The organism is Rhodoplanes roseus, assembly GCF_003258865.1.
Taxonomy (GTDB): domain Bacteria; phylum Pseudomonadota; class Alphaproteobacteria; order Rhizobiales; family Xanthobacteraceae; genus Rhodoplanes; species Rhodoplanes roseus.
This window is the reverse complement of the sequence record NZ_NPEX01000043.1, coordinates 1-20,417: the sequence shown is the minus strand read 5'-3', so window position 1 is coordinate 20,417 and position 20,417 is coordinate 1. Positions and strand designations below refer to the sequence as shown.

Annotated in this window: 20 protein-coding genes; 9 read left to right on the top strand and 11 right to left on the bottom strand. The window is 69.7% G+C overall.

The window, feature by feature from the left end:
* Positions 1-10: 10 nt before the first annotated feature.
* Positions 11-1,096, bottom strand: coding sequence for an ABC transporter substrate-binding protein (locus CH341_RS08930; protein ID WP_170149546.1), 1,086 nt, complete (start codon positions 1,094-1,096; stop codon positions 11-13).
* Positions 1,097-1,618: 522 nt separating this feature from the next.
* Here CH341_RS08930 and CH341_RS08925 point away from each other — a divergent pair.
* From CH341_RS08925 to CH341_RS08910, 4 genes are all read left to right on the top strand, one after another.
* Positions 1,619-1,822 carry an LIM domain-containing protein gene (locus tag CH341_RS08925; protein WP_111418688.1) on the top strand — a complete coding sequence of 68 codons (204 nt, stop codon included), beginning with the start codon at positions 1,619-1,621 and terminating at the stop codon, positions 1,820-1,822.
* Between the two features lie 158 nt (positions 1,823-1,980).
* Positions 1,981-2,451 (top strand): low molecular weight protein-tyrosine-phosphatase, encoded by a 471-nt coding sequence (locus CH341_RS08920; protein ID WP_111418705.1) that lies wholly within the window; start codon positions 1,981-1,983, stop codon positions 2,449-2,451.
* Complete coding sequence (locus CH341_RS08915) at positions 2,448-3,254, top strand: fructosamine kinase family protein (protein ID WP_111418687.1); 807 nt, start codon at positions 2,448-2,450, stop codon at positions 3,252-3,254. The genes CH341_RS08920 and CH341_RS08915 overlap by 4 nt, the downstream gene beginning before the upstream one ends.
* A gap of 187 nt (positions 3,255-3,441) precedes the next feature.
* Positions 3,442-6,222: an ATP-binding protein gene (locus CH341_RS08910; protein ID WP_170149545.1), complete on the top strand. Its 2,781-nt coding sequence runs from the start codon at positions 3,442-3,444 to the stop codon at positions 6,220-6,222.
* Positions 6,223-6,227: 5 nt separating this feature from the next.
* Here CH341_RS08910 and CH341_RS08905 read toward each other — a convergent pair whose 3' ends face one another.
* From CH341_RS08905 to ispH, 7 genes are all read right to left on the bottom strand, one after another.
* Complete coding sequence (locus tag CH341_RS08905) at positions 6,228-6,587, bottom strand: response regulator transcription factor (protein ID WP_245430957.1); 360 nt, start codon at positions 6,585-6,587, stop codon at positions 6,228-6,230.
* A gap of 107 nt (positions 6,588-6,694) precedes the next feature.
* The gene (locus CH341_RS08900) at positions 6,695-7,369 is read right to left on the bottom strand and encodes a response regulator transcription factor (protein WP_111418684.1); all 675 of its coding nucleotides are present in this window, start codon (positions 7,367-7,369) and stop codon (positions 6,695-6,697) included.
* Entirely contained in the window at positions 7,366-8,931 is a 1,566-nt protein-coding gene (locus tag CH341_RS08895) for a sensor histidine kinase (protein ID WP_170149544.1), read from the bottom strand. The genes CH341_RS08900 and CH341_RS08895 overlap by 4 nt, the downstream gene beginning before the upstream one ends.
* Before the next feature lie 344 nt (positions 8,932-9,275).
* Positions 9,276-9,878 carry a helix-turn-helix domain-containing protein gene (locus CH341_RS08890; protein ID WP_170149543.1) on the bottom strand — a complete coding sequence of 201 codons (603 nt, stop codon included), beginning with the start codon at positions 9,876-9,878 and terminating at the stop codon, positions 9,276-9,278.
* 241 nt (positions 9,879-10,119) lie between these two features.
* Complete coding sequence (gene rnhA, locus CH341_RS08885) at positions 10,120-10,605, bottom strand: ribonuclease HI (protein ID WP_245430956.1); 486 nt, start codon at positions 10,603-10,605, stop codon at positions 10,120-10,122.
* A 20-nt stretch (positions 10,606-10,625) separates the two neighbouring features.
* On the bottom strand, positions 10,626-11,597 hold the full coding sequence (locus CH341_RS08880; protein ID WP_111418680.1) for a homoserine kinase: 972 nt from the start codon (positions 11,595-11,597) through the stop codon (positions 10,626-10,628).
* Between the two features lie 30 nt (positions 11,598-11,627).
* On the bottom strand, positions 11,628-12,647 hold the full coding sequence (gene ispH, locus CH341_RS08875) for a 4-hydroxy-3-methylbut-2-enyl diphosphate reductase (protein WP_425376160.1): 1,020 nt from the start codon (positions 12,645-12,647) through the stop codon (positions 11,628-11,630).
* 171 nt (positions 12,648-12,818) lie between these two features.
* Between ispH and CH341_RS08870 the strand changes: the two genes are divergently transcribed.
* A complete protein-coding gene (locus CH341_RS08870) occupies positions 12,819-13,520 on the top strand; it encodes a DUF1013 domain-containing protein (protein ID WP_111418678.1) in 702 nt (233 codons plus the stop codon).
* 70 nt (positions 13,521-13,590) lie between these two features.
* Here CH341_RS08870 and CH341_RS35770 read toward each other — a convergent pair whose 3' ends face one another.
* Positions 13,591-14,370: a response regulator transcription factor gene (locus tag CH341_RS35770; protein ID WP_245430955.1), complete on the bottom strand. Its 780-nt coding sequence runs from the start codon at positions 14,368-14,370 to the stop codon at positions 13,591-13,593.
* A gap of 613 nt (positions 14,371-14,983) precedes the next feature.
* Here CH341_RS35770 and CH341_RS08860 point away from each other — a divergent pair.
* Positions 14,984-16,237, top strand: coding sequence for a flavin monoamine oxidase family protein (locus CH341_RS08860; protein ID WP_111418677.1), 1,254 nt, complete (start codon positions 14,984-14,986; stop codon positions 16,235-16,237).
* 170 nt (positions 16,238-16,407) lie between these two features.
* Positions 16,408-16,839 carry an NUDIX domain-containing protein gene (locus tag CH341_RS08855; protein ID WP_245430958.1) on the top strand — a complete coding sequence of 144 codons (432 nt, stop codon included), beginning with the start codon at positions 16,408-16,410 and terminating at the stop codon, positions 16,837-16,839.
* Between the two features lie 18 nt (positions 16,840-16,857).
* Here CH341_RS08855 and CH341_RS08850 read toward each other — a convergent pair whose 3' ends face one another.
* Complete coding sequence (locus CH341_RS08850) at positions 16,858-17,844, bottom strand: glutathione S-transferase family protein (RefSeq protein ID WP_111418675.1); 987 nt, start codon at positions 17,842-17,844, stop codon at positions 16,858-16,860.
* A 164-nt stretch (positions 17,845-18,008) separates the two neighbouring features.
* On the opposite strand from CH341_RS08850, the gene CH341_RS08845 reads away from it, so the two are divergent.
* Both CH341_RS08845 and CH341_RS08840 read left to right on the top strand, forming a co-directional pair.
* Entirely contained in the window at positions 18,009-18,515 is a 507-nt protein-coding gene (locus CH341_RS08845; protein WP_111418674.1) for a GNAT family N-acetyltransferase, read from the top strand.
* Between the two features lie 64 nt (positions 18,516-18,579).
* Entirely contained in the window at positions 18,580-19,563 is a 984-nt protein-coding gene (locus CH341_RS08840; protein WP_111418673.1) for a Bug family tripartite tricarboxylate transporter substrate binding protein, read from the top strand.
* Positions 19,564-19,752: 189 nt separating this feature from the next.
* On the opposite strand, the gene CH341_RS08835 is transcribed toward CH341_RS08840, so the two are convergent.
* Positions 19,753-20,280 carry a sugar O-acetyltransferase gene (locus CH341_RS08835; protein WP_111418703.1) on the bottom strand — a complete coding sequence of 176 codons (528 nt, stop codon included), beginning with the start codon at positions 20,278-20,280 and terminating at the stop codon, positions 19,753-19,755.
* Between the last annotated feature and the right edge of the window lie 137 nt (positions 20,281-20,417).

Here is a 20,417-nt window from a genome sequence, read left to right as displayed (position 1 = left end):
GGCGGCCGTCCTAGACAAGATAGCGCCGGTAGGGCTGCGCGCTCTTCTCGGCCGCCGCGAGCTCTTCGGCGGACAGCTTCAGCTTGCCGACGAAGCGATTGGTGAACAGCGCATCGAGATCGGGGTTGGTGGCGTTGTCGCCGGCCGCGTACTTCACCACCAGATCCGCCATGGTCTTGACCTTGGCCGGATCGGCGAAGCCGAAGCCCTGCTGCTTCACCTCGGGCACCAGATTGGTGATGTTGGTGAGGCCGAGGCCGATCTGGGTATAGGCCTTGCCGGAGGACGAGATCGCCACCTCGCTGTTGGCCTTCAGGAAGATGTCGACCGCCTCGTCGAAGTTCGTCATCACGAACTTGATCGCCTCCATGGCGCCCTCGACGACGGCGGCACAGAGGGCCGGGTCGTCGGCGACGCGCTTGGGCTGGGTGATCAGCGACTGGCCGTAGAACTGGATGCCGACCGCCGAGAACAGCAGGAAGCGCACGTCGGTGCCGATCGAGACCAGCGACGGCACCGTCGAGGTGGCGAAGGCCGAGACGGCGTCGACCTGCTTCTCGACCAGCGAGCGCTCGCGCACCTTACCGTCCACCTGCACGACCTGAACCTTCGACAGGTCGAAGCCGGCCTTCTCGGCGTAGAGCGGCAGGAACGGGTACTCGCCCGACGACACGCTGGCGCCGAGCTTCTTGCCCTCCAGATCCTTCGGCGCCTTGATCGGTGAGCCGGCCAGCACGCCGATCCCCATCAGGGCGTCGTAATTGATCTGGCCGATGCAGGTGATCGGCAGCTTCTTGGCCGCCTGCACGATCACGGTCGGGGTCGCGGCCATGCCGAAGTCGAACGTGCCGGCCCCCACCGCCTGGGCGGCCGCGCCCGAGCCCGAACCGCGGGCGACGCTGACGTCGAGCCCGAGCTTTTTCCAGAAGCCGCGGTCGCGCGCCACATAGGCGAACAGGTTCGGCCCCTCCGGGATCCAGGAGGTGGTGAACGACACCTTCGTGAGGCCCTGTGAAATCGCCGGGGTGGCGAGCGGCAGCACACCGGCCGCGAGGCCGGCGCCTCCGAGGGCACGCAGGACGCTACGGCGGGACATCGACGGCTTCACGGGCACCTCCGCTGGGTCTAAGGGACAGAAATTCAGCGTGTTGGCGGCAGTGTATGGAAAGCTGACGTTTTTGCATGCAAAAATATCGGTCATGGCGAACACCGCGCGTGAACGGCATTTTCTCTTGCGGAATCTGTGTTTTAACACCGCCCGGGCGAGCGTCGTTGCACGGAGATTGAGCGCGCTGGCGGCGGCGCTGGGCATGCGCCCGGGCGGAGCGCCGCTCGCCTGCCGGCGGTAAGACCGGCGTCTTCTCGGCGAACCGAACGTTAGTCAAACCGTTGAAAACCAGGGCCGGGTTCCGGCCCTCACGCGCGATCCCGGCGTGGTGCAACTGTTCTACAACATTCCGGGCGCATGGTGTCTGGCAACCCGTGCAGGACGGTCTCCTGCTGCGGCCGTGCCGGGGGTTCTTGCCGATAGGCTTGTCCAAAGGTCGGAGACCCGCCGGCTCCGCCGTTGCGCGGAACTTGCATGGAATCCGGAAAAGACGAACTGGAGCACCCCCTGATGTTGACGGCCATCATCGTGAACGACCGAGAGCCGCGGAGCGAGCTCGACTGCAGCGTGTGCGGAAAGAAGATCGGTCAGGGCTACACCCGCGACCTCGGCACCCGCATCATGTACGACTGCTTCCGCTGCTTCAGCATCGACGAGGTCGCGACCGAGGTCGTGCTCGACGCCGACGACAAGAAGCGCGCTGCGCGAAGCTGAGCGGAGGCGCGAAGCGGCCACGCCCCCGCTCGTGGCGTGATCCATGACCGGGCTCCGGCGCGCGCCGATGCCCCCGGTCGGACGAGGACGGACGGCTTGCCTCCGCGCCACACCGCGGCATAGTGGCGCCGACTCCCGCCCGGATCGAAGGCCGCTTCGTGTCGCAACAGCCCGCTGTCCTGTTCGTCTGCCTCGGCAACATCTGTCGCTCGCCACTGGCCGAGGCCGCATTTCGGGCGGCGGCGGAGCGGATCGGGCTGGACGTCGCGATCGACTCGGCCGGCACCGGCGACTGGCATGTCGGCGAGCCGCCCGACCGCCGGGCCCAGGCCGTCGCCGGGCGCTACGGCATCGACATCGGCCACTGCCGCGCCCGCCAGGTCACCCGGGAGGACTTCTCGCGGTTCAGCCACGTGGTGGCGCTCGACGGCGCCGTGCTGGCGAGCCTGCTGCGGCTGCGCCCGGCCGGGGCGCCGGCCGAGGTGAAGCTGCTGCTCGACTATGTCGACGGGCGCGCCGGCGAAGGTGTCGCGGATCCCTATTACGGCGGCGAGGACGGTTTCGAGATCACCTGGGCCGACGTGAGCAGCGGCGCTGCCGCCCTGGCGCGCCGGATCGCCGGCGCATGAGCCGACTCGCCGAGGCCGGCGCTGCGCTGCTCGGCGGCACGCTCCGGAACGCCACGCCGCTCGGCGGCGGCGACCTCTCCGAGATCCTCCACATCGTGCTGGCCGACGGCCGCGCCGCGGTCGTGAAAGGCGGTCCCGCCCCGCAGACCGAAGCCGCGATGCTGCGCGCCATGGCGCTGGCCGGCGCCCCGGCCTCGGCCGTGCTCGCGGCGAGCGACACGGCCCTGGTGATCGAGGCGCTGCCGGCGAGCGGAAGCCTCGCCGCCGCATGGGCGGATCTGGGCCGGACGCTCGCGCGCCTGCATGCGACCGAAGGCGAGCGCTACGGCTGGCCGGTCGATTACGCGTTCGGGCCGGTCGCGATCCCCAACACGCCGAGCGACGACTGGCCGGTCTTCTGGGGCGAGCAGCGCCTGCGCGTGCACGTCCCGCACATTTCGGGCGCGCTGGGGCGGCGAATCGAGGCGCTGGCGGCGGATCTTCCGAACCGACTGCCGGCCCGGCCAAGGCCGGCGCTGCTGCACGGCGACCTCTGGGCCGGCAATGTGCTCGCCGACGGCGATCGCGTCACCGGGCTGATCGACCCGGCCTGCTATCACGGTCACGGCGAGGTCGATCTCGCGATGCTGAGCCTGTTCGGCCAGCCGAGCGCCGCCTTCTTCGACGCCTACGGCCCTCTCGATCCCGGGCACGAGGAGCGGCGGGCGATCTACAGCCTGTGGCCGGCGCTCGTGCATGTGCGGCTGTTCGGCGCAGGCTACCGCTCGATGGTCGAGCGGTTCCTCGTCGAAGCCGGCGCCTGAGCGGGCCACGGCGGCCAGCCAAAACCACGGGACCGGGCCGACGTCTGGACCTTCCGGGTCCGTCGACTAAGATGCGACCTTCCGGTTAAGCGAAGTAAATCGAGGTAAAGAGGTGGATCAAGCGGTTCCCGCCGGAAGCGGGCCGACGGTGACGTTCGGTTCGTTCCGATTGATCCCGGCGGAGCACGTGCTTCTCGAGAACGGCGCACCCGTCCGTCTCGGCCACCGGGCTCTCGACATCCTGCGGCTGCTCGTCGAGCACGCCGGCGACCTCGTCACCAAGCAGCAGCTGATGAGCCGGGTCTGGCCACAGACCTTCGTCGACGAGGGCAACCTGAAGGTGCACGTCGCAGCCCTCCGCAAGGCGCTGCGCGACGGCCAGGGCGGCACCCGCTACATCGTCAACATTCCGGGGCGCGGCTACAAGTTCGTCGCGCCCGTCTCGATCTCGCACGAGCCGGAGGAGCCGCGCCGGACCGCGACCACGCCCAACAATCTGCCGGTGCAGCTCGCGCATGTGGTCGGGCGCAGCGAGACCGTCGCGGCGATCGTCGACCTGCTGGCGGTCGAGCGCTCGGTGACGATCGCGGGCGCCGGCGGAATCGGCAAGACGACCGTGGCGGTGGCGGCCGCCGGCCGGCTCCTGTCGCGCTACCCGGACGGCATCTGGTTCGTCGATCTCGCCCCCATCTCCAGCCCGCATCTCGTTCCCACGGCGCTCGCCGAGGTGCTCGGGCTGCCGATCCGCTCCGAATCGCCGACCCCGCAGCTCGTCGCGTCGCTGCGCGACAAGGCCATGCTGATCGTCCTCGACAGCTGCGAGCATCTGGTCGACGCCGCAGCCTCGCTCGCGGAGGAGCTGGTTCGCAGCACCTGCGTCTCCGTCCTGGCGACCAGCCGCGAGCCGCTGCGGACCGAAGGCGAGCATGTCCTGCGACTGCCGTCCCTTGCCGTGCCGGAGACCATCGACGACCTGAGCGTGGCCGAGGCCCTCGGCTATTCCGCCGTCCAGCTGTTCGTCGATCGCGCGATCGCCTGCCTCGACACGTTCGAGCTGACCGACCACGACGCCCCGATCGTCGCGGCGATCTGCCGGCGTCTGGACGGGATCGCGCTGGCGATCGAGATGGCGGCCGGATGCGTCGATTCGTTCAGCGTCGCCGACATCGCGCGCCTGCTCGACGACCGCTTCCATCTGCTCACCCGGGGCCGGCGCACCGCTCTGCCACGCCATCAGACTCTCAAGGCGACGCTCGACTGGAGCTACGGGCTCCTGTCCGACACCGAGCGCGTGATCCTGCGCCGGCTCGGCATCTTCGCCGGCTGGTTCACGGCGGCGGCCGCCGCCGAGGTGCTGCCGCGCGACGGCATCGGCGCGGCCGGCATTTCCGACGCCATCGCCAATCTCGCGAGCAAGTCGCTTCTCGGCGTCGACATCGGCGACCGCGCGACCCGCTACCGGCTGTTCGACACGGCGCGCGCCTACGCGCTCGAGAAGCTCGCCGACATGGGCGAGACCGACGAGACCGCGCGTGCGCACGCCTGCTATTGCCGCGACGTCTTCACCGCCGCCGAGCGCGACTGGAACTCGCGTCCGACCGACGAATGGCGCACCACCTACAGGCCGTTGATCGACGACCTGCGGGCCGCGCTCGACTGGGCGTTCACGCCGGCCGGCGACGTCGGCATCGGCGTGGAGCTGACGGTGGCGGCCGTGCCGCTGTGGCTCGAGCTGTCACTGATGGAGGAGTGCCGCGTCCGCGCCGATCGCGGCCTCACGGCCCTCGACCAGAGCGATCCGGACAGCCGCGAGGCCATGCAGCTCAGCGCCGCGATCGCCTGGTCGCAGATGTACACGGCCACGGGCACGCGGCAGACCAGCGCGATGTGGGCGCGAGCGCTCGCGCTCGCCGACAGGTTCCAGGACTCCGATTATCGGCTCCGCGCCCTGTGGGGCCTGTGGGCCGACGCGAAGAACAAGGGCCGGTTCCAGGACGCCGTCGTCACCGCGGAGCGGTTCAGCAAGCTCGCGGCGGCCGGCGGTCAGACTGCCGACATGCTGGTCGGCGAGCGGATGATCGGCGATTCGCTGCATTTCCTCGGCGAGCAGGCGGCCGCACGCCGGCACATCGAGACCATGCTGGCCCGCTATCACGCGCCGCCGCACCGCTCCAACCTGGTGCGCTTCCAGTTCGACCAGGAGATCACGGCCAGGATGACGCTCAGCCGCGTGCTGTGGCTCCGGGGTCTGCCGGACCAGGCGATGCGCATGGCCACCGAGAACGTCGACCGGGCGGTCCGTCTCGGCCACACGCTGTCGCTCTGCAATGCCCTCGCCCAGTCGGCCTGCCCGATCGTGCTGATCGTCGGCGACCTGCAGACGGCCCGACGCTACACGGCGCTGCTCGCCGACCTCACGACGCGCGACGCCCTGCATGTCTGGCGCGCCTACGCCACCTGCTTCGAAGGCGACATCCTGCTCCGGTCCGGCGATCTCGCGGGCGGCACGGATCTATTGCAGACCGGCGTCGACACGCTGCGCAGCGCGACCTTCGTGCAGTACCTGACGAGCTTTCTCGGGCAGCTCGCCGACGGATGCGGGCGGGCCGGCCGCCTCGGCGAAGCACGCGCCCTCATCGACGAGGCGCTGGCACGGTGCGACGCCTCCGACGAGAAGTGGTGCGTCGCCGAGCTGCTGCGCATCAGGGGCGAGATCGCGCGCCTCGACCCCGACGCCGGTCCGGCAGAGGCCGAGACCTGGTTCCGGCGCTCGCTCTCGATGGCGCAGGCGCAGAACGCGATCGCCTGGGAGCTGCGCACGGCGACCAGCCTGGCGCGCCTCGGGCGCGATCGGGACGGCGGCGGCGAGGAGCTCGCCGCGCTGGCGTCCGTGCTGGCCCGGTTCCGGGAGGGCCACGCGACCGCCGACCTGGTCGCCGCCCGAAGCGTCCTCACGCCGCCCGCCTGAGCGGCTCAGCCGTGCGGGCGGACGGCGTCGTCGAGTGAGGCCGCGAGATCCACGGCCTCGAACGGCTTGTGCAGGATGCAGGCGCTCGGGCCCGCGCGGCGGCGCACCCGCTCCTCCGTATAGGCCGTGATGAAGATCATCGGCGTGTTACGACCCTCCAGCGCCATCTCGTCCAGAAGATCGACGCCGCTCATTCCGGGCATGTGAACGTCGCAGACCACGCAGGAGACGTCGGCGCGCTGGGGCGAGCCGAGAAACGCCTCGGCGCTCTCGAAGGTGACGGCGGAAAATCCGAACGATCGCACGAGGCTGCTGGTGGCGCGGCGGACGGACGCGTCGTCGTCGATGATCGCAACGAGTTTCATCTCGGACATCGGGCGTCCCGCCGGAGGATCGCGAGGCCGCCGCAGCGGCCGTCACGCATGCCGGCGACCATGCCCGTGATCGCGCTCCGACATAATCATACGGAGGTTTACTTCGCTGAAAAGCCTGGAGGTTCGTCGCGTCGCACACCAAGACTGTCCGCCATTCGGACCAGATGTGCGAAGGAGTGCGCCGCCATCTTGCGCATCACCCGACCACGGTGGATCTTTACCGTGATCTCGCTGATCCCGAGCTCGAATGCGATCTGCTTGTTCATCAGGCCGGCCGTCGCGAGCACCATCACCTCGCGCTCACGCTCGCTGAGCGAATTCCACCGATCCCGCTGGCCACGCGTGGCCTCGTCGTCGAGCCGGCGCCTGCGATCGCGATCGGCCGCCGCCGCGACCGCATCGAGCAGATCCTGGTCGCGGAACGGCTTGGCGAGGAAATCCACGGCGCCGGCCTTCATGGCCTGCACGCTCATCGGAATGTCGCCATGGCCGGTCAGGAAGACGATCGGCACGTGAAGTCCGGCGCGCTCGAGCTGAGCCTGGAAGTCCAGCCCGCTCACCATCGGCATCCTGATATCGAGGACCAGACAGTTGGCGCGCTCGGCCGTGCCGCCGTCGAGCAGCTCCTGCGGCGACGAGAAGACCTCGACCCGCAAGCCGACGGAGCGCAGCAGGCTCGACACCGCGCCACGCACCGCGACGTCGTCGTCGACGACGAAGACGAGGGGCGCCTCGCCGTCCCGGTCGGGCGCTGCGCCCGCACGCCCACTCATGGAACGGCGGAGCCGGCCACGGGCAGCTCCAGCCGGAACGTCGCTCCGGGGCCCTGGTTGCACTCCGCCCAGATGCGACCGCCATGCGCGTCCATGATGGAGCGGCAGATCGACAAGCCTATTCCCATGCCCTGCGGCTTGGTGGTGTGGAAGGCCGTGAACAGGCGCGACATCACCTGGTCGGAGAGCCCGATGCCGCAGTCGCTGACGGCGACGTGGACCTGTCCGGCGGGGTCGAGCCGCGACTCGACCCTCAGCTCGCGGGACTCCACCAGCTCCATCGCATGCGCGGCGTTCACCAGCAGGTTGACCACGACCTGCTGAAGCTGGATCCGATCGACCATCACGTCCGGCAGGCCGGGCTCGAGATCCAGCAGAACCGACACGCCACGGCCGTCGAGCTCGCGCGCGACGAGCGCCAGCGCCTCGGTGACGACGCCGTTGATGCTCACCGGCGCGCGCTGCTGCTCACCCTTGCGCGACATCGCGCGCAGGCTCTGGATGACCTCGGCGGCGCGCCGGCCCTGGGTGACGATCTCCTCGACGCAGGCCCGCACCTCGGCGATGTCCGGCACCGGACGATCGAGCCAGCGCAGGCCGGCCTCTCCGTTGGTCACGACCGCGGCGAGCGGCTGGTTCACCTCGTGGGCGATCGACGCCGCGAGCTCACCCAAGGTCATCACCCGGGAGGCATGGGCGAGCTCGAGACGCGCCTCCTCGAGCGCGCGCTCGAAGCGCGTCCGCTCGGTGAGATCGACGACCCCGACGAGCACCCTTTGGTGCCGCTGCGGCGGCGGTGCGAACGTGGCGCGAACCAGCACGGAGCGCCGCTCACCGTGCAGCGTCTGGATTTGCGTCTCGCTCGCGAAGGTGTCGGCCCGGCCGGCCAGCGCGACGAGCAGACTGCGGAACATGGCCTCGCTCTCCGGAAGCAGGATGTTCGGCAGCGAGGTCTTCAGCTCGGCCTTGTCGGCGGCGCCGACCAGCTTCATGGCCGCCGGGTTCGCGTCGATGCCGCGGACCGCGGACATGCACTGCCGCACCAAATCGGGCCGGGCCGCCAGATGCGCATCGAGATTGTCGACGCCATTGCGGCGCAGGCGCGCGAGAATCGCAGCCGGACCTGTAAAGTCGTCTTCCCAGATCGCGACGGCGGTCGATTCGAAGATCGAGCGGTAGCGCCGCTCGCTGTCGACCAGCCGGTCGGCGGCGCCCTGGTTCTTCGTCACCAGCGCGGTCGTGACCGCGAGGGCAGCGAGGCTCACGAGCGCCCGCAGCAGCGGCGCCCCCGGCTCGTCGGCGCCGTGCCCGATCAGATAGCCGGCCAGGGTGAGCAGCCCGCAGCCGAGCGCGACCAGGACGACGCCGCGCTGATCGCAGAACGAAACCGACATCAGGACGACGATGCCGTACAGCACCGCCACCGCGAGTCCCAGCGGGCTGAAGGCATCGACCAGGAAGATCGCCACCGCGGCCGCGGTGGCCAGCCCGGCGAAGGCGATGCGGCGGAGGTTCACCTCCTCGGTGCGTGTCGAAACGGGCCAGCCGAGGGGCCGCCGCAAACTGCTGTCCTGAATCGAGGTCATTCGGGTCCCGCCACGTCCGATCGCCGCGCCTTCGCAGCGGCCGAAAGGTGCCGCGGGATGCGGCTCGGGGGCGAGTTAATTGTCGTAAATCGAACCGCCGGTTCAGCGCGGCCGGATCTTCGCCAATTTGCTGCAGGGACACCAGAATTGGCGATCTATCCGTTGATCTGCCGCAACACGCTTCGAGATCATGCGATCGTGATCGCATCCTCCGGTATCGCCCTGCCGCACGGGCGGTGTTCCGGTCAGCAGACCATCCCCGACGGCCTGGTGGCTCGATTACACCGCCGCGGGGCCGCCTCGGAAACCAACGCCGCCGCTCATGCCGCCACCGCGGCCTGCGTCCCGCCCCTGCGGGGCATCGGCCGGGCCATCCGGGCGCGGCGCCAGGTACTCGGGCTGGTGCCGACGAAGCGACGGAACAGCCGGGTGAGATGCGACTGATCGGCGAGGCCGCAGTCGAGCGCGATGCGGGCCAGCGGCTCGTCGGTCGACACCATCAGGACACAGGCGCGCTCGACCCGCAGCCGCATCAGATAGGCGTGCGGAGGCTCGCCGAAGCTCGCCCGGAAGGCGCGGGCGAAATGGCTGGTGCTGAGCCGGCCGACCGTCGCGAGCACCTGCAGCGTGACCGGCGAGGCGAGATTGGCCTCCATGTACCGCCGCACCTTGCGGGCCTGCCACGGCGCCAGTCCGCCGCGCGGCGCCGCCTCGGCGGCGCGCTCCGGCGAGGACATCACGGTGTCGTCGCTGTCGAGCAGCGCCGCCACGCGGTCGAGAGCGTCGATGGCGCGGCCGGGATCCTGGCTGACGACGGCCCGAACTTCGGTCAGGAGTGTCGAGAGGCGCGCGCGGGCGAGACGTTCGACATCGTCGCCGAGCACACAGGGGGGCGGCGTCGTGGTCCGGACATCGAGCAGCATGGGGTCACCTGCATCTGGCTTGGATCGGCGACCGATCGATCCGATCGGCATGCCGCCATCCTGATGGGCTCCCGCTGCAATCGGAATCGTACTCGGAGCGACCCTCATCCGACCTGGGTTTCGCGCCGAGATACCAAGGTATGAGGTGCGCCGCCGCACGACGTCACACGCCGGCACCGGCGCGCCGAGTCGCGGCTGGAGAATGTCGGATGATGGTCGGTCGGGCGCTCGGCGCTGCCGTTCAGCCGCGGGCGGCACGCTCGGCGGCGCGCAGCTCCGCGATCGCCTCGCGGGCGAGCTCGTCGGCGCGCTCGTTGAGATCGTGGCCGGCGTGGCCCTTCACCCAGTGCCAGCGCACGTCGTGACTCTGGATCGCGGCATCGAGACGCTGCCACAGATCGACGTTCTTCACCGGCTTCTTGTCGGCCGTCTTCCAGCCGTTGCGCTTCCAGCCCTTGATCCACGACGTGATGCCCTGGCGCAGGTACTGGCTGTCGGTGTGGAGATCGACGCCGCAGGCGCGCTTGAGCGTCTCCAGCGAGCTGATGGCGGCCATCAGCTCCATGCGGTTGTTGGTGGTGTGCGGCTCGGCCCCCTTGAGCTCGCGCCGGCGGCCGTCCCATTCGAGGATGGCGCCCCAGCCGCCCGGCCCCGGATTGCCGGAGCAGGCCCCGTCGGTGTGGATCACCACGCGCTTCTGCGCGGAGGCGCCAGAGTCTTCGGTCACGATGGTGGGGTCCTCGCGGCTCAGCATGCCGCTTCGATGCCGTAGTCGCGGGCACCGTCGATCGTCTGGTGGAAGCGGAGCTTGCGATAGTATTCCAGCGGGTCCTTGCGCCGCACCAGCGCCCCGGCCGGCACCGCGAACCAGTCGACCAGCCGCGTGAGCAGGAAGCGCAACGCGGCGCCACGGCACAGCACCGGCAGGGCCGCCCGCTCGGGCGCCGACAGCGGCCGCACCCGCTCGTAGCCGTCGAGCAGCGCCCGTCCCTTGGTGACGTTGTAGGCGCCGTCCGCCTCGAAGCACCATGCGTTCAGGCAGATCGCCACGTCGTAGGCGAGCGTGTCGGTGCAGGCGAAATAGAAGTCGATCAGCCCGGAGACCCGGTCGCCGAGGAAGAAGACGTTGTCGGGGAACAGATCGGCGTGAATCACGCCGTGCGGCAGCTCGGTCGGCCAGCCGGATTCGAGCGTCGTCAGCGCCGCCTCGATGCTGTCGGCGAGGCCGGGCGTCACCTCGTCGGCACGGGCCCGCGCCGTCTCGAACAGCGGCCGCCAGCCGTCGACCGAGAGCGAATTGCGGCGCTGCATGCTGAAATCGAGACCGGCCAGATGCATGGCGGCGAGCGCGCCGCCCAGCGCGTGGCAATGCGCGACGGTCGGCCGCCGCACCCACATGCCGTCCAGGAACGTGACGATCGCCGACGGGCGGCCGGCGAGCCGGCCGAGCGCCGTGCCGGCGCGGGTCTTCACCGGCTGCGGGCAGGTCAGCCCACGCGCGGCGAGATGCTCCATCAGCCCGATGAAGAACGGCAGGTCGCCCGCCGCGACCCGCTTCTCGTAGAGCGTGAGGATGAAATGGCCGCGCGTCGTGTGCAGGAGGAAGTTCGAGTTCTCGACCCCCTCCGCGATCCCTTTGTAGGACAGCAGATCGCCGAGATCGTAGTCACCGAGATACGCCTGCAACTCGTCGGCCGTGACGTCCGTGTAGACGGCCATCCACCCCCCAGAAGGTCCCCGGACCGGCCGCTACTCGGCGGCCGTTTCGGACGCCTTGTCGAGTTCCCGAAGCTGCCGCGGCAGCGGGAAGAACATGCTCTCGGTGACGCCCGACACCGTCTCCACCGTGACGGCGTAGCGGGCCGCGAAAGCGTCGATGATCTCCTCGACCACCACCTCGGGCGCCGAGGCGCCGGCCGTGATGCCGAGCGTGCGAATGCCGTCCAGCTTCGACCAGTCGATCCCGGCGGCGCGGTCGACGAGCTGCGCATGCCGGCAGCCGTTGCGCTCGGCCACCTCCTGCAGGCGCTTGGAGTTCGACGAGTTCGGCGACCCGACCACGATCAGGGCATCGACCCGCGGCGCCACCGCCTTCACGGCCTCCTGCCGGTTGGTGGTGGCGTAGCAGATGTCTTCCTTGTGGGGCGCCGTGATCTCGGGGAAGCGCCGCTGCAGCGCCGCGATGATCTCGGTGCAGTCGTCGATCGACAACGTCGTCTGGGTCACATAGGCGAGCTTCGACGGGTCGCGCGGCACCAGCGTCTCGACGTCGGCGACGGTCTCGACCAGCGTCATGGCGCCGGGCGGGAGCTGGCCCATGGTTCCCTCGACCTCCGGATGGCCGGCATGGCCGATCAGGATGATCTCGCGGCCCCGCTTGAAGTGGACCTCGGCCTCGCGGTGGACCTTGGAGACCAGCGGGCAGGTCGCATCGAGCGCGAAGAAGTTGCGCTTGGCGGCGTTCTCCGGGATCGACTTCGGCACGCCGTGGGCCGAGAACACGACCGGCGCGGTGGTGTCCGGGATCTCGTCGAGCTCCTCGACGAAGATCGCGCCTTTCTGCTTCAGGCTCTCGACCACGTAGCGGTTGTGGACGATCTCGTGGCGCACATAGACGGGCGGCCCGTACAGCGCGAGCGCCCGCTCGACCGTGTCGACGGCCCGCACCACGCCCGCGCAGAATCCGCGCGGAGAGCACAGAAGTACCTCCAGCGGCGGCTTTCCGGCGGCGTCCGGGGCGGGCGGCATGGCGGGTCCCTGGCTCGTCATGAAGTCTCCTCTCGGGTCGGTTTGGCCTCCCCCCGGGGCCCTGTCAAGCAGGGCGCCCGGGCGGGTTGCGCCGGCACTGGCGTCTCGACTATATAGGGGACGAATTCCGTCATTTCCTGAAATGACAAGGCTTCGCCTCCGAGGGCGGGCGAGGCGCAGAGGAGCTTTGACATGTCCACCCAGCCGCTCATGCCCAAGGCCACCGCCGTGTGGTTGGTCGAGAATACGGCCCTCTCGTTCGATCAGATCGCCGATTTCTGCAAGCTGCACCCGCTCGAGGTGAAGGCGATCGCCGACGGCGACGCGGCCCAGGGCATCAAGGGCCTGGATCCGATCGTCACCGGCCAGCTCAGCCGCGAGGAGATCGGGCGCGCCGAGAACGATGCCAACGTCCGGTTGCGGCTGGCGGAATCCAAGGTCCGGGTGCCCGAGGCGAAGCGCAAGCGCGGACCGCGCTACACCCCGGTGTCGCGCCGCCAGGACCGCCCCAACGCGATCCTCTGGCTGGTGCGCAACCACCCCGAGCTGAAGGACAGCGCGGTGATGCGCCTGGTCGGCACCACCAAGGCGACCATCAAGGCGATCCGCGAGCGGACCCACTGGAACTCGGCGAGCCTCACCCCGCTGGATCCGGTGACGCTCGGCCTGTGCTCGCAGATCGACCTCGACATGGAGGTCAGCCGGGCCGCCAAGGAAAAGCCGATCGAGGCCGACCAGGGCGTCACCTTGCTGCCGGCGGACGTCACCACCGGGCCGGGCGCCGAGGATCTCGACGAGGAGACGCCGACGCCGAACGAGGAGCTCGACGTCGAGGCCGTGTTCGCCAAGCTCAAGCAGATCGGCGGCACCAAGCCGGACGAGGACGACCAGTAAGGACGACGGGGCAAAGACGACGCGGCGGCCGGATGCGATCGGCCGCCCGCGGCGGCCGCCGCGACGGCGATCAGCGGCCGTCGGGGCTCGCGACCAGCTTCTCCGGACGGCCCTGGGTCAAGGCCCAGTGCACCGCCTGGGTGCGTGACGGCAGGCCGAGCCGTGCCAGGATGCCCGACACGTGGATCTTGACCGTGTTGGGCGACAGCCCGAGCTGGCGGGCGATCTCCACATTGGTCATTCCGTTGGTCATCAGCGAGAGCACCTGCCACTGTCGCTTGCTCAACGGAGGCTGACGGTCGTCGCCGGCGTCGCCCCCCGCCATGCGCGGCGGCTGGCGCACCAGGTCGTGGCTTCCGGCGATCGCCGACATGACCGCGGACTCGATCGTCCCCGCCGTGAGCGCGAGATCCGGCAGCACGGTCGCGATTTCACCGGCCGCGGCGGCCCGGTTCTGCGCCAGTGCGGAGAAGATCGGCGTAACGTCGACGTGCAGGAGCGCGGCGCGACTTCCCTCGACCGCGTGGGGAAAGCCGAACAACAGAAACGAGGTGTTCTGCAGGGCGCTACGCCGGTGGTAGATGATCGACAGGACGTCGATCTGCCCGGCCAGGAGCTGGGACACGCCGGTGATCAGCCGCGGCGACAGCGGATCCGCGAAGGCGCAGAAGCGCAGATAGTTCTCGCCGATCCCGTAATTGGCCGGCGACCGGTCCTCGGACGGCAGGACCAGCCCGCCGGCATCGACGAACGACTTCCATTGCGCGTTGACGGCCAGGATGAAGCCGAACCGGTCGATCAAGGCTCCATAGACCGCCAGGTCGCGAAATAATGCGTCGGACGCCGTCATCGCGAATCCCCTCTATCGGCCGGCAGGTTCCGGCTCGATACCGCCTCCGGGACCGACGACACTCCACGGTCGGATCGGAGATGGAATGCTACGGAGTCCGATCTGCGACAGTTCGATAAAATGTCCGGGCAATCAAAACGGCTAGTACTAAGACTAGGAACTAGCCGATCCAGTATTAGGTCGTTCATAGCTCTCGGTCTCTGACGCTCCTGGCGCCATGTTATTTGCTATAACCTGTGCGATTGTCCTAATACAGGCTTAAAGAGAACGCTTCTAGTCGTTTACCGATTACACAACCGCAATATCAGCATCGAATCAATACCTGAGAACCGACAACCTACGCTGATATTGGTGATTGATTTCCCGGATTGATAAACAACGTGTTCACAGACCCATCCAATCCTTGCCTTTGTCGCCCTGGCGTGAGGTTTTCGGTCACTTCGATCATTGGATTCACGAGGTTGTGATCTACTGCCGTGAACGATCGCCCTCCGAAAAGCGACGACGCGGCCCCATGGAGCGGCAGATCGGCTGAAGCGACACGGTCGCGTGCTGTCCGACCCCGTGGGAGCGTCGCCGCCCCAGCGAGGCCGCAAACGACCGAAAGGCTGCCATGACCGAGTTCGACGTGATCGTGGTCGGCGCCGGCGCGGCCGGGTTGACGGCGGCCGCTGACATCGCGGCGGCCGGCCTCACAGTCCGGGTGCTCGAAGCGCGGGAGCGCCCCGGCGGTCGCGCCGTCACCCGGACGATCGACGGGCTGCCGCTCGACCTCGGCTGCGGCTGGCTCCATTCGGCGCCCGAGAACGAATGGGCGGCGCTGGCGTCCGCGCGGGGCTTCGCCCTCGACCGCGTCCCCGCCCCGTGGCAGCGCCCGGCCGTGACGGCGACCTTCCCGGCGGTCGATCAGGACGCCTTCGCGGCCGCCGCCGAGGCGTTCTGGGAGCGCGTCGAGGCGGCCGCGAAGGCTCCCGAGGACCGCCCCGCCGCCGACCTTCTGGGGCCCGGCGACCGCTGGTCTCCCCTCATCGACGCGGTCAGCACCTGGGCCAACGGCGTGGCGCTCGCCGACCTCTCCGTCCATGACTTCGCCCGCTATCACGACACCGGCGACAACTGGCGCGTGACGGCCGGCTACGGCGCCCTGGTCGCAACCCAGGCCGCCGGACTCGACATCGCCACCCGCTGCCCGGTGCACGCGATCGATCGCTCCGGCAGGCTGCTTCGGGTCGAGACCGCGCGCGGACGCCTCACCGCCCGAGCCGCGGTCGTGACCGTGCCGCCGCCCGTCCTGGTCGCCGGCGCGCTGCGGATCAGCCCGGACCTGCCCGAGGTTCTCGCCGCGGCCGAAAACCTGCCGCTCGGCCTCGCCGACAAGCTCTTCCTGCGCGTCGACCGGCCCGAGGAGCTGCCGCCCGAGACCCGCCTGGTCGGCACGCCGGACCGGCGTGACACCGGGAACTATCATCTGCGCCCGTTCGGGCGGCCGCTGATCGAAGGCTTCTTCGGCGGGCCGCTCGCCCACGCGCTCGAGACGGAGGGCGAGGCCGCATTCCTCGCCTTCGCCCGGGACGAGCTCGCGGCCGCGTTCGGCACCGAGATCCGCAAGCGCGTGCATCTCGTCGCCGCGACGGCCTGGGGACGCGACCCATGGGCGCTGGGTTCCTATTCGGCCGCGCGGGTCGGCGGCGCCGAGGCGCGGGCCGTGCTGGCGACGCCGGTCGACAGCCGCATCGTCTTCGCTGGCGAGGCGTGCTCGGTGGCCGACTTCTCGACCGCGCATGGCGCGCTACGCAGCGGCCGCGATGCTGCCGCCAGGATCGTCGCCGCATTGGCGCCCCAGACCCCCGCCGGCCGCGCGGATTAGCCGTCGTCGCCGACAGTTGGTAGCGTCGATCGAATCAGCGACGGAAGAGCACCTCCATGGCGGACACCGACCACGCCCGACCCGATGCGCCGGCGGCCCCGCCCGAGGCCGGCCGGGCCGACACGCCGGCGCGCCTGCGCCGTGTCGGCGAGCGCGGGCTGCGTCGCGTGATGCATGTCTGGTGGCGGCTGAGCCGCGGCCTGACGTTCGGCGTCCGCGCCCTGGTGATCGACCGTGACGGGCGCGTCTTCCTGGTCAAGCATTCCTACGTTTCAGGCTGGTACCTGCCGGGCGGCGGCGTCGAGCCGGGCGAGAGCATGCACGAGGCGCTCGGCCGCGAGCTGCGCGAGGAGGGGAACCTGCACCTCACCGGCACGCCGGCCCTGCACGGCATCTATCTCAACGCCCACGTCTCGCGGCGCGATCACGTCGCGCTGTTCGTCGTGCGGGAGTTCGAGCAGCCCGCCCCGATGGTGCCGAATCACGAGATCGTGGCGACCGGCTTCTTCGCCCTCGACGCCCTGCCGGCCGAGACGACGCGCGGCACCCGCGCCCGCATCGCCGAGGTCTTTCGAGGTGCGCCCGGCACGGACCGCTGGTGACGCTGCGGCCGGCTGCCCTCAGTCGGCGGCGAAGCGGTCACGATCGTGCGGGACCGAGAAGTCGAGCGCCGGGCCGACCGGGACGATGCCGGTCGGGTTGATGGTCTGGTGACTGCCGTAATAGTGCCGCTTGATGTGGTCGAGATCGACCGTCGCGGCGATGCCGGGAACTTGGTAGAGGTCGCGCAGATAGTTCGACAGGTTCGGGTAGTCGGCGATCCGGCGCAGGTTGCACTTGAAGTGGCCGACATAGACGGCGTCGAACCGGACCAGCGTCGTGAACAGCCGCCAGTCCGCCTCGGTGAGCGCCGATCCGACCAGATAGCGCCGCACCGACAGCCGCGTCTCGATCTCGTCGAGCGCCGCGAACAGCGCCCGGAACGCTTCCTCGTAGGCGGCCTGTGTGGTGGCGAAGCCGGCCCGGTACACGCCATTGTTGATGTTGGCGTAGACGAAGGCGTTGATCTCGTCGATCGAGGCCCGGAGCGTCTCGGGGCTGTAGTCGGTCGTCGCGCTGGTGAAGGCATCGAAGGCGCGATTGAGCATGCGCAGGATGTCGGACGACTCGTTGTTGACGATCGCCCGCCGCGCCTTGTCCCACAGCACCGGCACGGTGACGCGGCCGCTGTAGCGCGGCGATGCCGCGACATAGACCTCGGCCAGGGTGCGGGCGCCGTTCACGGCGTCGCCGGTCGAGCCCTCGGCCGTCTCGAAGGTCCACCCGTACCGGCCCATATGGGGCGACACGACCGACACCGAGACGACGGGCTGAAGATCCTTGAGGGCCCGCATGATCACGGTGCGGTGCGCCCACGGGCAGGCGAGGGAGACGTAGAGATGATATCGCCCCGCCTCCGCCGGGAAGCCGCCCTCGCCGCTCGGCCCCGCCGATCCGTCCGGCGTGACCCAGTTCCGGAATTGCGATTCGGTGCGCACGAAGCGGCCGCCGGTCGCGCCGGTGTCGTACCACTGATCGTGCCAGACCCCTTCGACGAGCAGACCCATGCGCTTCTCCGACCGGACGATCGCTGCTATCTAGGCACGGCGGCCGCGCCAGGCATCCCTCGACGGGCGGCCGCGAGACCTCTTCGCCTTCGCGACGACGCCGACCCGGCACGTGTCGCGACCCGAGCTTTCGGGACTCATCCTCCGAGCACGTTTACTGCGCCATGACGGATCTGTCGCTCACCATCCTGCCGGAAACGCCCGCCGACGCCGCCGCGATCGAGCGGCTGCACGAGCGCACCTTCGGTCCCGGCCGGTATGCGCGCACGGCCTATCGGATCCGCGAAAAAGCCGAGCACGACAGCGATCTCTCCTTCCTGGCCCGCATCGGCACGCTCCTGGTCGGCTCGGTGCGGCTGACCGCGATCCGGATCGGCGACACCAAGGCGCTGCTGCTCGGACCGCTGACCGTCGAGCCGCCGTTCCGTGACCGCGGCATCGGGCTGCGGCTGATCGAGCGGTCGCTCGCCGAGGCCCGGGACCGCGGTCACAAGCTGGTCGTCCTGGTCGGCGACGAGCCCTACTACACCCGCGCCGGCTTCAAGCGTGTTCCGCGGGGGCGCGCCGTGATGCCGGGTCCCGTCGATCCCGCCCGCCTTCTCGTCGCCGAGCTCGAGCCGAACGCCTTCGACGGCGTCGGCGGTCCCATCCGACCCGACTGGGACGCCTGATCCGCCGCCCCTCCCCACCTTCGACAAGACCAAGAACCCCGACGCCCCACGACAAGGAGACGACATGCTCAATCCGATGCGCCCGCTGGCGACCGCCGCCGCGACGGTCGCGACCGTTCTCGCCCTGACGGCCGGCGCGAACGCGCAGACCCAGGCCTATCCGACGCAGCCGGTTCGCTTCCTGGTCGCCTTCGCGCCGGCCGGCCCGGCCGACATCATCGGCCGCATCGTCGGGCTCAAGCTGCAGCAGCTCTGGAACCAGTCGGTCGTGATCGAGAACCGCGGCGGCGCCGGCGGCAACATCGCGGCCGTGCAGGTCGCGCGCGGCCAGCCGGACGGCTACAACGTGCTGGTCTCGACCAGCGCCTTCGCGGTCAATCCGAGCCTCTACAAGAATCCCGGCTATGCGGGCGAGACCGACTTCAAGGTCGCGGGCCTCGCCGCCACAACGCCGAACCTGATCGTCGCGGCGCCCGACCTCGGCCCCAAGACGCTGAAGGACGTGATCGCGCTGTCGAAGACCAAGAGCCTCACCTTCGGCTCGGCCGGCACCGGCACGACCCCGCATCTCTCGGCCGAGCGGGTGTTCCGCTTCCTCGCCAAGGTCGATATTCCGCACGCTCCGTTCACGGGGGCCGGCCCGGCCCTCAACGCCGTGATGGGCGGCCACGTGCCGATCGCCAGCGTGGCGATGCCGGCCGCGACCGAGCTGGTGAAAGCCGGCAAGGTGGTGCCGCTCGCGGTGACCAGCCCGAAACGGGTCGAGGCGCTGCCCGACGTGCCGACCGTCGGGGAGGCCGGCCTCGAGGAGGTCGACGACGCCACCTGGGTGGCGCTGTTCGTCCCGGCCAAGACGCCGCAGGCCGTGATCGACAAGATCAACACCGACCTGAACACGGTGCTGAAGGATCCGGACGTGAAGGAGCAGTTCGCCCGCATCGGCTTTTCGGCGATGGGCGGCTCCCAGGCCGACGCCGAGCGCTTCGTCAAGGCCGAGATCGCCAAGTGGGGCGACGTCGTCAACCGCATCGGGCTGAAGATCGACTGAGGCCGGCTGGGCCCGCGAAGCCTGTTCCGCCCGCACCCTTCTGAGCTTCTTCCGCCCTCACCCTGAGGAGCCCGCGAAGCGGGCGTCTCGAAGGACGAGGGCGGCCCCGGCGTCGGGTGGCCCCATGGTTCGAGACGCGGCCTTCGGCCGCTCCTCACCATGAGGGGAGAGTCGAAGGCGATCCGACCGTCACCTCGAGGCACGCGCCGGATTGCCCATCACGGTCGCACCCGCAGGCACGTCGCGGGTGACGATGCTGCCCGCGCCGATCACGGCGTCGTCGCCGACCGTGACGCCGGGCAGGATCACGGCGGCACCGCCGATCCAGACATTTTTTCCAATGTTCACGGGCCGTCCGAACTCCAGGCCGGCGCGCCGGGTCTCGCCGTCGCGCGGATGATCGGCGGCGTAGATCTGCACGCCCGGCCCGATCTGGGTGCCGTCGCCGATCGTGACCGCGACGACGTCCAGGATCACGCAGTTGAAATTGAGAAAGACGCCGGCGCCGAGCGCGATGTTGTAGCCGAAGTCGCAGAAGAACGGCGGCCGGATCACGGCGCTCTCGCCCACCGCGCCGAAATGCTCGACCAGCAGCGCGTGGCGGTCCGCCATGGAACGATCCAGCATCCCATTGTAGCGCGCCAGCCACGCCTTGTTGGCCGCCTGGTCGGCCTGGATCTCGGCGTCGCCGGGACGGTACAGCGCGCCGGCCAGCATCTTCTGCTTCTCGGTCTTCACCGGATCGCTCTCCTCCGTCACACCTCTCGTCTACCAACAAAAAGGCCGCCGGTTCCGGCGGCCTTTTTTCGTTCGCGATCGTCGACCTGCCTCGACCCTCATGGTGAGGAGCGCCC